Raw genomic sequence first — 14,245 nt, 5'->3', positions numbered from 1 at the left:
AATGAATCCTGTTACTCGATAAACACCATGGCAGCGATGACAGTTGTCCACTTTCCATCTTTATCACCATATGCAGTCTGACAATAATGGGTGGTATCTATTATATGGCCACTTGCTTTATAGACCCTTTCTCTTTCATACCACGCACAGTCAGAATCAAATTCAATTCCAAGAGTTGTTGCGAGCATTGTTGCTGCAATATCTTCAGCATATTCACCAGCTACTTCTTCATCTTCCCCAAAGGAATGATGTTCTGATATGTATCCATAATTATTCTCATTAACAGGAACAGCGGTTCCAACTGCTGCTGCTACAAGTCTTTGGGGCTCATTTGTTGCATTACGTGCAAGAACACAATGTACAATCTCACCGGCAGGTAGTCCTTTTATTCCTTCTTCCCTGGACACCAGTTTGCAATTCGGAGGAAGTATACTGGAAACGGTAACGAGATTATATTTCTCAATAAGCGCATCGCGCAGTGCTAATTCAAAAGATGCTAATTTATCTTTGTGAACACCAACACCTTTAGTCAAAAAGCATTTTTTTGGAACCATTTCAATCATCACTTTATACATAACGTTAAATCTGAACCTACAATAAATTTATCATTTCAATGTTGCAGGAATAAATCCGAAACCAACATTAAATCCAAAATCATCTGTTGACGGTTATATCTGAAATATAATCCTAGTATAAGAAGATTATGAGTATCCTAAATCTGAATAAAATAAGATATTTAAATGTATTTTCAACTGCAACACATACTTTAAAGGATTAATAACTTAATAAACCCCGGAGCAGGCTAAAAATGGAAATTTCCCGGTTAATAGATAAATTGAAATCTTCGAGAAGATACGAAGGACAGATCACGCATATCGAAGATGTTCCCAAAAGAGAAGCATCTTATAAAGACCTGGAAATGAATCCACTTATAAGATACGCCTTAGATAAAAACGGAGTAAAGAAGTTATACACACATCAGGCTGAAGCGGTTGAAAGAACAAGAAACAGAGAGAATATAGTTCTTTCCACGAGCACATCCAGCGGAAAATCATTATGTTATATGCTTCCTGTTTTTGAAAGTCTCCTGCAGGAACCGCATGCAACCGCATTATATATCTCACCTTTGAACGCACTTGTAAACGATCAGCTTGATACGTTCAGGAAATTAAGCAAGACCATGGGACTGAATGTGAGAATTGATCGTTTTGTAGGTTCCATGACCAAAGCCGAAAAAGATGCTGTCAAATACGGAAATACAAAGATCATATTCACAAATCCTGAAATGCTCCATTTGAGTTTTCTGCAATGGAAACATCAATGGAAACAGTTCCTTTCCAATGTGAACTATATCATTCTCGATGAAAGTCATTCATACAGCGGCGTCATGGGAAGCCATATGGCAAATCTCCTGAGAAGGCTGAACCGTATTTGTGAGAACTATGGCGCGAGTCCTCAGTACATCTGCTGTACTGCCACAATCGGAAATCCGGTTGAACACAGTTCAGCCCTGACCGGAAAGAAAATGACACTTATAGACAATGACAGCTCAGGTCAGGGAGCCCGTAAATTTGTATTCTGGAATCCGCCCCTGTATTCAAATTCACGTAATTTTACCCGGAGAAAATCCAGTTTTGGAGAAACGGTTAACCTTTTTACAAACTTTGTGCAAAGCGATCTCCAGACCATCGTCTTTGCAAGGTCCAGACAGAAAGTTGAAAGAATGTATGTACAGGCCAAAAACAACCTTGCTGACCGAGGAGTAAATAAAACTATCAGTCCCTATCGAGGAGGTTATCATGGTGATGAGCGTGAAGAGATCGAAAAAGGTCTTGCTTCCGGTGAAATTGAAGGTGTGATATCCACCAACGCCCTTGAACTTGGAATTGATATCGGAGGACTGGATGCCTGCATAATGGACGGTTTTCCCGGAACTATTATGAGTGCAAGGCAGCAGGCAGGAAGAGCAGGACGAGGAAACAAGGAAAGCATTGTCACACTTGTTGCAGATTCCAATGCACTTGACCAGTATTACATGAGAAATCCGGAAGATTTCTTCAGGCGTGATTGTGAGGAAGCTGTTATAAATGTCTCAAATAGATACATTCAGGCGGGTCACCTTCTCTGTGCTGCAAGGGAACTGCCACTTAAGCCCGAAGATAAAGAATATTTCGGGCCTGAATTTGACACTATAGTGCAGGTCCTTGAAGAGGAAGGGTTATTGGAAGGAGATTACCAGAAAAGATCAACCGACCCTGCACCGCACATGAAGATATCCATCAGGAACATTGAAAATGACAGTTACACCATAATTGATAAGACTAACAGAAGAGCCCTGGAAAAAGATATCGAAAGACTGAGGGCTTACAGGGAAGCATTTGAAGGTGCTGTTTACATCAATAAGGGCAAACCATATTGCGTTACAAAACTGGATCATGACGGAAAAGAGATACATGTAGAGGAAGCAAATGATGGTTACTATACCAGAGCCATTGTCGATTCAGATATTGTAGTCAGAGAAGTAGTAGACACAAAAGCTCTGTCTACATGTCCTGAAATTAAAGTTGGTTTTGGTGATGTTGATGTCACACAGCAAGTTAAAGGATACAGAAAGATACAGCAGCGTTCAGAAACTGAACTCGGACAGAGAGCACTGAACATGCCGGAATTTCGGCTTGAGACCGAAGCTCTGTGGCTTGAATTACCTTATTCCTTTACTGAACTTGTAAATGAGCATGAACGTGACCTTGCTGGCGGAATACATGCAATCGAACATGCCATGATCGCAATGTACCCGTTACATCTGTTAGCTGACAGGAATGACGTTGGCGGAGTTTCGACACCATCACACCCGGATATTTCAGGAAACAGCGGTATTTTTATTTATGACGGACATCCCGGAGGTGTAGGCTATGCCGAAAGCGGCTACGGAAGAATCTCGGAAATGCTTGAGGTTACGCTGAGATCCATAGAAAGCTGTCCATGCAATGACGGATGTCCTTCCTGTATCCAGTCACCGAAGTGCGGTAACAACAATAATCCGCTGGATAAGGATGCTGCAATAATGATCCTGAGGAAGATGCTTGGAAAACAAGCATATATCCCTTTGAAGAAAAAAGTGATAAAAAAGGTTGAAAGACCCGCAAAGAACGAAACCTACGTACCTGTGCAAAGAGATCCGAAGGACAAACCATTCGATCATAATTCAGCACTAAAAAGAGCAAGGAGAAAACTCAGACAACGTGACCGTAAAAGCGCTGATGAGTGGATAAAGGAAGGGATCAAAGCAGGCAGGGAAAAGGATCATGAACTGGCCTTTGAGTGTTTTTCCGCTGCACTTCAACTTCAGCCATCTAACGCCACAGCACTTATGAACAAAGGTATGACATGCCTGCGTCTTGGTCAGAACCAGATGGCTTTGACCATTTTTAATAAACTTATAAGCAGGGGTTATGGAAAAAGCGTTGTATGGAAGCACAAAGGAATAGCTCTGCATAGACTTGGTGATTTTACAGGTGCTGTTGAGATGTTCGATGAAGCACTCAAGGAAAAACCTGATGATATGAAACTGAAGAATTTGAGAGACAGATCAGCCAGCAAAATTACGAAATAATATTAAGAAGAAAAAGAAGAATTATAGTAAAATCAAATTAAAAAAGAAGTTGAACCCAGAGATGAGTTCAATTTTCAGAAAAATCGAATTAAACTTATGCTTCAACAACTTTAATGTTGAAGGTAAGAGCCTTTCCTGCAAGAGGATGGTTCATGTCGAGTGTAAGTGACTCATCTGTCACTTCAGTTATTTTTGCAGGCATCTGCTGACCATCAGCAGTACTTACCATTATCATCATACCTTCTGTGATCTCGGTGTCACACTGAAGCATGTTTTTTGGAACTGTCTGTGTCATAGCAGGATTTGGTTCACCGTATGCATCTGCAGCTTCGATCCTGAATTTCTTTTCTTCCCCAACTTCCATTCCCTTTACAGCCTCATCAAATCCTGAAATAACCTGACCTGCTCCTACTGTGAACTCAAGAGGTGCGTCATGATTTTCAGAACTATCGAATACAGTACCGTCATCGAGTGTGCCGGTATAATCTATTTTAATTGTATCTCCGTCTTTTATTGCCAAAAATATCAACTCAGTTTAAACAAAACAAGTTCTCACTTATTTAAGTCCAAGGAGGTGGGGACTTTACTTAGGTGTTTTGGTGAAAAAATGAATGCAGTTGTCATTGTCAATTCCAAGTTTTAAAGTAGGATTGATAACAATACTATGCAAACAACGGACTCAAAGTCCGAAATTTATCCTGACACCCGGGGAACAAAAATATGACAGATAATACTCTGACAAAAACATTAGAAGAAACTGCTTTTGAAATGAATGCTGACATCATTGGGTTTGCAGATCCGGCATGTTTTTTGGATCCAGAATACACAGGAAATAAACCACAGGATGTTATGGCTGATGTCAGATCAGTTATTGTTCTTGGAGTCAGTGTTCCACGAGGTTCTTTTGAAACATTACCGTCAGGAAGAGCAGAATACACAAATACGCTCATGGCAGGCACTGCAACGCTGAGAGTAATAGCATTCCAGCTTGCAAAGCTCATTGATAAGAAAGGGTTCAAAGCAACCATACTGCCATCCGAGGGAAGCGAGTTCGGATACTGGTATGCCAATAAAGAGACACTGAAAGCCAACATGTCAATCAAATATGCTGCATACCATGCAGGTATCAGTAATTTCGGCATGAACCATTTGCTCATAAGCAAAGAATTCGGTCCAAAGGTCCGCATGACTGCAATATTAACAGATGCCGAACTTGATAATGAGACTGAAATAACATTGCCATTTGTCCATGAACATTGCAGCAGTTGTCTGAAATGCATCGAAATATGTCCTGTCGGAGCACTGTCAGAAGACGGAACAATTGACAGACATAAATGTGCTGATTACATGTTCAACACACTTGGAGGACTCAGGTGCGGAATGTGCATAAAGGTCTGTCCGTTGTGATAAGCAATGTAGCATATTTCCAGTAGCTTTTTATTAACTATTTTTAAAACATCAACTGAAATTAAAGATTACTTTATAAATTTAGAACATCAATGGATTAGCATAAAAGAGGGAATTTGATGAAAAGAATATACAAATATTATCCTGAGGATTTTGGCGAACTGAATGTAAAAGTCGTTCATATGGACCTTGTTTTTGATGTATTTGATGATCACACAAAAGTTACATCCGACCTGAACTTACAAAGCATCGGTAAACCCATTGATGAACTTGAACTGAACTGCAAAAAACTGGAGATATTATCAGTAAGCTGTAAAGAATTTGATATCGATCACGAATACAAAAATAAAGACGATATCCTTCTGATCAAATTCAAGCAAACAGTACCTCAAGACACTGAAATTATCCTTCACACTGAAACTATCTGCAGACCAACAGACAATATATTGGAAGGTCTCTATTACGATGAAACACCCACAGGTGCTCCACCACAGCAGATAACCCAGTGTCAGCAGTGGGGATTCCAGAGAATAGTGCCATGTATCGATGACATGACCGCAAAGTGCACATATACCACCACCATCATCGCAGATGAAAGATACACAAACCTCATTACCAACGGCGATATTATGGAGGAAAGACATTCTGTTGGAAATGGCAGGGACAAGATTGTTTATGACAATTCTGTAACCCCGATGGCAACCTATCTTTTCTTCCTTGGCGTGGGCACTTATGATACGTTTAAAAAGGAGTTTGAATACCCTGATGGCTATAAATTTGATCTGGAATTACTGGTTCCACCAGAATCTGATTCTACAATTGCCGAGAAATCTCTTGATATTCTTTACGATTCAATAATGTGGATATACCTGTTTACTGGTCCTGAACAATATAACCAGATTGAAAAGCGCACCAATATAATGAATATGGTTAAAGAAAGAGACCTTCTCAAAAATGAAGAACGGGGTGCAAGCGAGAAACTGGAGAAGATCAGGGAAGAACTGAAAAAAACTATAACATCAATCAAACCTGGATACAAATACACAGGTACTGTTTACAGGGAGATAGGAATGCAAAATTCCAATTTCGGTGGAATGGAGAATGTCGGAAATACTACCATCAGCACCAACCGTATTATGCCATTCCCTGAGATGACAGATAATGCTTTTGAGTACCTGATGCGAGTGAAGGTACATGAGTTCTACCACAACCTGAACGGTTCAGAGGTAACAGGATGGAGTCCTTTTGAAATATGGCTTAACGAAGCTGTTACCGTTCATATCGAAAGGATGTATCATGCATATCATTTTGGAGAGGAATACAGTCGTCTCGGAGAGGTACTTACTCTTCTTGCACCTGGAGCAGGAACATTTGCCCTCGACAGGGGAGCAGCCTCTATGCCGATCATCCCTGACGGATTCAATGACCCTGACGACCTCATTAGTGCAGTGACCTATGTCAAAGCTCCTGAATTTGTGAATATGCTAGAAACAATGATGGGAAAAGAGACTTTTGTAAAAGCTCTGGATGCCTATCATAGTAAATATAAGCATTCTAACGCTTCAAGCTGGGAATGGATAGAAGTTATGGAAGAAGTTTCAGGCCTGGATTATAAAGACATGGCAAATATATGGCTGAAACAAACACAATTCCCGGTGATCCATGTTGAATCGTCATACAATGAAAATGAAAGGAAATGCACTTTGTCTTTCAAGCAGGAAGTTCCTGAAGGAAAATCATTATGGGAATTGCCACTTCGTGCAGCTTTAGTTGATGAAAACGGAAACGACCTTGCTGAAGTCATGGAACGCATGACAGCCAGAGAGCAAGAAATAGTGATTGACAATGTGGATAAGCCTGCATTTTTATCCCTGAACAGAAATAATTCATTCTTTGGAAAAGTGATTCATGATACAGCTATCGATAAACTGATCCTGCAGGCTAAAACAGACTCAGACCTGATCAACAGATTCCTTGCATTCTACAGGATACTGGATTCCGAGAAGATGAAACTGATTCAGGATAACGAAGCAGTACCATCAGATGAATTCATTGAACTTTTCCATGAACTCATAATGGATTTAGATCTGATGGAACAGGCAGGTGCACAGTTTTTAACTCTCTTTGAATCAGTAGAAGATGAGAAGTTTGCACATAGTTACCAGCTATTGTACGAAGTAAAACAAAAACTGCTCAAAGCAATAGCAAGCAGACATGAAGAAAGTCTCATATCAATTTATGAGGCTTGCAATGCAAAGATCATTGATAGTTCAGATTACCTTGAAGAGCAGGTCCATGAGATCAAGTGCAGACAGGTGAAGAACAAATGTCTGTCTGTTCTCTCAACCCTTGATACTCCGGTAGTCCATGATATTATCAAAAAACAATTTGAAACTGCAGACAATGCTACGGATAAGTTGGCTGCGTTCAGCCTTTATCTTGACAGTTCCGCATCTGATAAGATTGAACTCATGCAGAACTATCAGAAGGAAGCGGAAAAGAATCCGGTTAGCTGGGAAACATTTCTGAGAGTGATTGGAAGCAGCAGCGGGGATGATGTGACTGATCTGGTAAGACAGGTTGAAAAATCACAAGCTTTCAGGATAGAGCAGGCAAATGACCAGAGAGCACTCTTCGGAGGTTTTGCATTCAACAGGAAGATGTCACTGCAAACTGAAAAGGGTAGAGAGCTTCTAAGTGAGATTGTTCCAAAACTGGCTACGGTGAATGAATACAATACTGTGAGTATTCTCAACGTACTTGGTAACATCGACAGGATGGAAAAGGAATATCATGTGCCACTTGTAGAAATGATGCTTGGTTTCCTGAACAAACTTGATCCTGAGAATAATCCGAGTGTGTACAACAGAATAAGGAAGATACTTCTCAATACTCCGAATGCTGTGGAAAAGTATGAGGAGATCAATGGGAAGATTGACCTCAATTAAAAGAGATATTCATAAAGAATCATCTCTATTTCCTTTTTAAAAGAGCTTCAGATACCCGAATCAGAAGTAGATTTATTATTTCATATCTTGATGCAATATCAGAATGACATTCAAACTTTACTCTTGGATTTTATATTGATAGTGATTATTATATTTTAGCGGTTCACATTGTTAATACATAAGTATAAATTACATGCCGTTTAGTGCTACGAATAAATACAAAAATAGCATGAAAATAGGAATTTTATTGTTTTCGTAATAAACATGTGCTAACTCTAGCTCGCTGTAAAAATAATCCAAAGAAGGAATTCAAAATGGAACACGGAAAAATAGACTGGAATGAAATATGGAAAGAACGGATGGCTGCCCAACACTCAGCAAACAAAGAAGTTGAGAACAACCTGTGGGATCAAAAGAATAATGCTGAAAGGTTCTGGAAACGAACTCAGCAATTCTCTGACAGAACAAAACTTACTCTTGAAGAACTTCCGCTAACACCGCAGTCCAGGGTACTTGATATTGGTGCAGGACCCGGAAGACTCTCAATACCTATTGCAGAAAGGGTTGCACACGTAACGGCTGTTGAACCAGCAGAAGGTATGAGAAATCTGCTTCTTGATAATGTTGCAGAAAAAGGAATAACTAACCTTGACTGCGTCAGCAAACGCTGGGAAGACCTTGAAGTTGAGAAAGACCTTGAAGGGCCTTATGATATTGTAATTGCATCATTCTCTCTTGGTATGCCGGATATAAAGGATGCCATTCAAAAAATGGAGCAGGCTTCTTCAAAACACATTTATCTCTACTGGTTTGCAGGAACAACACCATGGGAAGAACATTCCGTAAACCTCTGGCCATATCTGTACGGAAAAAATTATACAGGCGGTCCGAAATGCGACGTATTATACAACGTTCTCTATGACATGGGAATCTATCCTGATATGCATGTGTTTCCAATGGAATACACCAACAATTTTGCATCCATGGATGAAGCCATGGATTTCTTCAGATCACGATATACGATCGAGACACCTGAGCAGGAATCTATTCTTTACAATTACCTCAGGGACGAGCTCTCATGGGAAAATGGCAGCATTTTTGAAAAAGCCGATTCAACACGTGTCAGAATCTGCTGGGAAAAGAAACAGAACAATTAGGAGCTGAGAATTTGAAAATACTGATATGTGGAAAAGGCGGGTGTGGAAAAAGCACATTAACAGCACTGCTGGCTCAGGCAATGTCCAGAGATGGATTTAATGTACTTGTGGTTGACAATGACGAATCCAATTTCGGGCTTCACAGGCAGTTGGGAGTGGAACTTCCGGAGGATTTCCTGAATTTCTTTGGCGGAAAAAAAGATCTTGTTGAAAGAATGAAAGCTTCATTTTCAACCGGTGAAGAAGTAAAGTTCTTTGATAACAGATGGGAAATCGCAGACATACCCGGCGAATATGTCTCAAAAACAGACAACATTTCACTGATGGCTGTTGGAAAGATACACGATTTCGGGGAAGGTTGTGCCTGCCCTATGGGAGTTCTTTCAAAGCATCTGATAAAGAATATTGATGCAGGAACCAATGATATTGTTTTAGTTGACACTGAGGCTGGAATAGAACATTTCGGCAGAGGAGTGGAGGAAGGATGCGATGCACTTCTAATGGTAATTGATCCGTCCTATGAGTCCATCTGCCTTTCTGAAAAGATCAGCAATCTGGCAGAAGCTGCAGGAAAGGACCTCTACTATGTACTTAACAGAGTGGAAGGTAAAACCAAAACTGTCCTTTATGAGAAAGTCCCCGAAGACCGAATTATTGCAACTCTTCCTGTGATGGTTTCTGTTTTTAAGGCGGGGCTAATGGGTGAAAAATTCCAGGTGGATGTGCCTGAGGTTGAAGATATTTGTGGTTTTTTGAAGAATATAAGTACCACTTAAAATTTCACATAAATTTCATATAAATGACATTTAAATTTCACTTCACTTGTGAAATAATTAAACTGTAATTCTTGAAATAAAGAGGATAATATGTATATAAAGCAATTTGTTGTTGGTATAAGCCTGCTGGTTTTTTTAGTTGCCAGTATCGGTTTTGCTTCCTGCTCGGAACTTATTGACGTTGAAAGGCATGTGCCTTCTGATTTTTCAGAGAGCGAAATGGCAGAGATTACACTGGAAATAACAGGAGAGAGCCCGTTTATGCTGGGCATAGTGGAAACTATTCCACAAGGTTTCACTTTCCCGGAAACTGATTCCGAAATCTCTGATGCTGAATATTTTAAGGTAGACAGAGATAACGGAAAAATCTCTTTTTCAGTAACTGACGTCACTGAAGTAACGTATAATGTAATTCCTTCTGATGATTCTGAAAACTCATTTGAAGGATATTGGGTTGACATGCTTTACCAGACACAGGAATTAAATGAAGGAAAAGAAAGATGGGTGGCAGTAATTGATCCGAATTCTGCTTCAAATGGACAGAGTTCCACTGGAGGTTCATCAGAAGATAGTGACTCTGGTGTGGAATCCAGTGTACCAGGTTTTAGTTTATTTTTATCTGCAGCCTCACTTTTTGCTTGTGTTCTTTTTACAAGGAAAAGTAGTTCAGGGGGGATGAAGAATGATCAGGAATAGAACTCTTTTGATTGGAATGATAGTACTTGCCTGCTCATTTTTGTCTATAATTAATGCTGCAGCAATGTATTCTACTCTTCCATGCGATGATGGTGACGGAGTACTCATCCAAAGCGAGGTTTCAGATGCAATATGTGATTACATGCTCGAAGACAGCACTTACAGTCTGGATGATGTTGGAGATGCTGCATATGTACTTACATTCTGGAACGGAAAACCAAAAACTATTACAGACGGACATGACAGAGAAGTTGTCTTTTACAGACCGGTTGAGAGAATAATCACCACAAATCCTGATAATTCCAGGATTGTTATTTCACTTGGTGACCTGAATAAGATTATAGCAACAGACGAGTGTACACGCGGAGGTTGTGTGCTTCCAAGGGACTCAAATGATGAAAAACTTGTTGTAGATGCATGGGAAGCTCTCCAGACATATGATGATGGTCAGTTGGATGAACTCCCGGAAACAAACACACGTAGAGAGATTGACTATGAGACAATGGCAATACTTCAGCCTGATGTTGTTTTAGATACTCTCTGGTATAACCGTGGAGATCTTATCGAAGAAAAAGTTGGATGTCCTTGTGTCGATATTGGTTCTGGATTTACATTTGAAGAAAACTATAATCAAATAGAGTTGCTGGGAGATGTGCTGGATGAAGAAGAACGAGCAAATGAACTTGTCTCATTCATCGAGTCCAAAGTTGAAATGATCGAATCTGTGACCTCACAGATTGATGAAAGTGAAAAGCCAACTGTGTACTTTGCACCAAGAGGAGCTAAAAAGGGTTTCTATGACGCTGTTGAAGGAAGAGATTTCACCCGTACTGAAGCGGTGTATGAACCCTTAACCATCGCTGGTGGAATCAATCTTGCAGAAGAATGCACAGGCGAGGAGATAAATGTTGCACCTGAACAGATCGTAGTATGGAAACCTGATGTAATCTTTGTTGCTAAAAGTACATGGGATGGTGAAAGCGGAGTTGATTTTGTCATGGAAACTCCTGAACTTTCAGAGATCCCTGCTGTGAAGAATGATCAGATCTACGATTGTTTCTATCCTTACTGCAGAGGCAGACCAATTGACAGAACCTTGTTTAATATGATATACATGGCCAAGCGTTTGCATCCAGAAGAATTCAGCGATATTGACCTGGAAGCTGAAGGAAATGAAATTTACAAGGAACTGCTTGGAGTTGATGGAGTATTCACTGAGCTTGCCGAATACCAGACATTTGCAAAAGAAGTGTATTGAACAAAACTGCAAAATGTAATTTTTACAGGGAAAGAAAACGGTGCATTTGATTTGCACATGTTTTCCCTGCAATTTTTGGTGAAAATATGCTAAATCTATTTGAAAAAAAGAAAAATCTGAACACAACTAATTCAGGTGGTTCTGATAAAAAGCAACATTCTGCTGTAAGAGAGGATTACCAGCGTTTTGTTGGAAGAAAGATCATTCTTCTAATCAGCATGTTTGCTCTTATTATTTTACTGGGAGCTTTTTTTGTAACAATCGGTCCTCTTGAAGTTTCGGTAATTGAAGTCTACAAAATTCTTTTTTCCAGATATTTCCCTGACCTGTTTACAAGCTCCGGCCTTCCATCACAGGTTGTATGGAACATTCGCTTACCACGTATTGTTGCAGGCATAATGGCAGGTTTTGGTCTGGGAATATGCGGATGTGTCATGCAATCCGTCTTGAAAAATCCCCTGGCAAGTCCTTTTACACTTGGTATTTCCTCAGGAGCAAGTTTTGGAGTTGCGGTTGCTGCCGTATTGGGAGTAGGAGTAATAAGTGGCCCTTATCTGCTTGTGGGTAATGCCTTCATGTTTGCCATGTTGTGCTCCCTGTTCATCATTGCTCTTGCAAGCTTTAAAGGAGCAACATCAGAAACCCTTATCCTTGCGGGAATTGCTATTAATTACCTGTTCAGTTCTCTCACAGACCTTTTCCAGTATTTCGCTACTGATGAACAACTTCGCCTGATGGTGAGCTGGGGAATGGGAGACCTGTCTGCTTTTTCATGGAGCAATTTCCTGCTTCTGCTATGTGTCTTTGTGATTTGCACACCACTTTTGTACATGAAAGCAAACGACCTGAATATCATGGTAATCGGAGATGAGAATGCAAAAAGTCTCGGAATTGATGCAAACAAGGTCAGAATGTTCTGTATGCTGCTTGCAAGTCTTTTAATTGCAACTATTGTCTGCTTTACAGGAACTATCGCATTTATCGGATTAGTTGCACCGCATATGGCACGCATGGTAATTGGTTCGGATCACAAATACCTCTTCCCTGCATCAGGTCTTTTGGGTGCACTTGTGCTGATATGCGCTGATGTTACAGGTATGAACTTAATTAGACCGACAATCATTCCTACCGGCATCATGACCTCACTGCTTGGAGTGCCGTTCTTCATGTACCTCATTCTCAAAAGGAAACGGAAGGAGTTCTGGTAAAATGGTTACAGTGAATGTAAACAATGTCACTTTTGGCTACAACAGCACAAAAATACTTCAGGATGTATCGGTGGATATTGACAGATCAAGCTTTGTCAGTATTGTGGGACCAAACGGAGCAGGCAAATCAACGCTACTTAAATGTGTTAACAAGATTCTCAAACCTGAATCAGGAGATATTCTTGTTGATAAGAACAACATTCATGAAATGAAACGAATGGAAGTTGCAAGAAACGTTGCCTATGTCCCTCAAAGTTCAAACAGGGTCTTCCCTACAACTGTTTTTGAAACCGTTATGATGGGAAGACGACCTCATCTTGGATGGTTCAGTAACGAAGATGACAAGGAAAAAGTATGGAAGGTTCTTGAAGAAATGGGACTTGATGACCTTGCCTTACGCAATTTTGACGAACTTAGTGGAGGACAGCAGCAAAAGATCCTGATTGCAAGAGCCCTGGCACAGGAAACGGGAGTTATTCTCCTTGACGAACCCACTAGCAATCTTGACATCTGGCATCAGCTTGATGTGATGGAAAATGTGAGGGCACTTGTGAATACCAGAAATGTGACAGCTGTGATGGTTGTCCACGACCTCAATATGGCTTCCAAATATTCAGACTGGATTCTAATGATGAAAAATGGAGAGATCGTGTCTGCGGGAAATCCGGCTTCAGTACTCACCTGTGATAATATAGAGCAGGTCTATGGTGTTGAAGCACATGTCCATACACATGCAGGAATTCCATATGTTATGCCTCTCAAGCAGGTGGGACTGGCAGCTGATTCCTGCATGATACAGGCTACAGAAGGGTTCGAAGCTTAAGAGGGATGGAAATGTTTGAAATTTTCAGGAAAGGCATCCTTTCAAAAACAGAATGTCTAACATGTTCCTGATTTTCAGTGTATGATTGAAATAGCATAGATCTTTTTCAGTTTTTGAAAAAATAAAGTATTCAATACACGATCATGGCATAAACCACGATTGTGTATTTTCTTTTTTGTAATGATCCTATTGTTAAGATTAAAAGCATATACCAATGATTAGTAGAACTTATTTTAGAATTACATTTAAGTCATCATAAAAAATTCGAATTATTGAATAATTAGTAATACTTTTATAACATTATGTATTATCAATAACGGCGCATGTAATCGATATGAATTACAATCAAACATATAAAA

The 14,245-nt window shown here is 40.0% G+C and carries 11 protein-coding genes; 9 read left to right on the top strand and 2 right to left on the bottom strand.

The genetic code is table 11. The annotated features are described in order from the left end of the window. Positions 1 to 11 precede the first annotated feature (11 nt). Entirely contained in the window at positions 12 to 554 is a 543-nt protein-coding gene (locus J2746_RS05825) for a pyruvoyl-dependent arginine decarboxylase (protein ID WP_209618329.1), read from the bottom strand. A gap of 254 nt (positions 555 to 808) precedes the next feature. On the opposite strand from J2746_RS05825, the gene J2746_RS05820 reads away from it, so the two are divergent. After that, positions 809 to 3,613: a DEAD/DEAH box helicase gene (locus tag J2746_RS05820; RefSeq protein ID WP_209617670.1), complete on the top strand. Its 2,805-nt coding sequence runs from the start codon at positions 809 to 811 to the stop codon at positions 3,611 to 3,613. 94 nt (positions 3,614 to 3,707) lie between these two features. Here J2746_RS05820 and J2746_RS05815 read toward each other — a convergent pair whose 3' ends face one another. Further along, positions 3,708 to 4,133: an FKBP-type peptidyl-prolyl cis-trans isomerase gene (locus J2746_RS05815; protein WP_209617668.1), complete on the bottom strand. Its 426-nt coding sequence runs from the start codon at positions 4,131 to 4,133 to the stop codon at positions 3,708 to 3,710. A gap of 200 nt (positions 4,134 to 4,333) precedes the next feature. Here J2746_RS05815 and J2746_RS05810 point away from each other — a divergent pair, with 200 nt between their 5' ends. From J2746_RS05810 to J2746_RS05775, 8 genes are all read left to right on the top strand, one after another. Further along, positions 4,334 to 5,020, top strand: coding sequence for a 4Fe-4S binding protein (locus tag J2746_RS05810; RefSeq protein WP_209617666.1), 687 nt, complete (start codon positions 4,334 to 4,336; stop codon positions 5,018 to 5,020). A gap of 119 nt (positions 5,021 to 5,139) precedes the next feature. After that, positions 5,140 to 7,968 (top strand): M1 family metallopeptidase, encoded by a 2,829-nt coding sequence (locus J2746_RS05805; RefSeq protein ID WP_209617663.1) that lies wholly within the window; start codon positions 5,140 to 5,142, stop codon positions 7,966 to 7,968. A gap of 314 nt (positions 7,969 to 8,282) precedes the next feature. After that, positions 8,283 to 9,125, top strand: a complete 843-nt coding sequence (locus J2746_RS05800) for a class I SAM-dependent methyltransferase (protein WP_209617661.1) — start codon at positions 8,283 to 8,285, stop codon at positions 9,123 to 9,125. Between the two features lie 11 nt (positions 9,126 to 9,136). Further along, positions 9,137 to 9,901, top strand: a complete 765-nt coding sequence (locus J2746_RS05795; protein ID WP_209617659.1) for an ATP-binding protein — start codon at positions 9,137 to 9,139, stop codon at positions 9,899 to 9,901. 90 nt (positions 9,902 to 9,991) lie between these two features. Next, a complete protein-coding gene (locus tag J2746_RS05790; RefSeq protein WP_209617657.1) occupies positions 9,992 to 10,597 on the top strand; it encodes a hypothetical protein in 606 nt (201 codons plus the stop codon). Continuing rightward, positions 10,584 to 11,855: an ABC transporter substrate-binding protein gene (locus J2746_RS05785; protein ID WP_209617655.1), complete on the top strand. Its 1,272-nt coding sequence runs from the start codon at positions 10,584 to 10,586 to the stop codon at positions 11,853 to 11,855. Before J2746_RS05790 ends, J2746_RS05785 begins: the two co-directional genes overlap by 14 nt. An 86-nt stretch (positions 11,856 to 11,941) precedes the next feature. After that, a complete protein-coding gene (locus J2746_RS05780; protein ID WP_209617653.1) occupies positions 11,942 to 13,063 on the top strand; it encodes a FecCD family ABC transporter permease in 1,122 nt (373 codons plus the stop codon). Position 13,064: 1 nt separating this feature from the next. Further along, the gene (locus tag J2746_RS05775; protein WP_209617651.1) at positions 13,065 to 13,886 is read left to right on the top strand and encodes an ABC transporter ATP-binding protein; all 822 of its coding nucleotides are present in this window, start codon (positions 13,065 to 13,067) and stop codon (positions 13,884 to 13,886) included. Positions 13,887 to 14,245 lie beyond the last annotated feature (359 nt).

Origin of the sequence: Methanolobus bombayensis, assembly GCF_017873415.1 — an archaeon.
GTDB classification, from domain to species: Archaea; Halobacteriota; Methanosarcinia; order Methanosarcinales; family Methanosarcinaceae; genus Methanolobus; species Methanolobus bombayensis.
The sequence above is the reverse complement of the archived record's forward strand: the minus strand, read 5'-3'. Positions and strand labels throughout refer to the sequence as shown.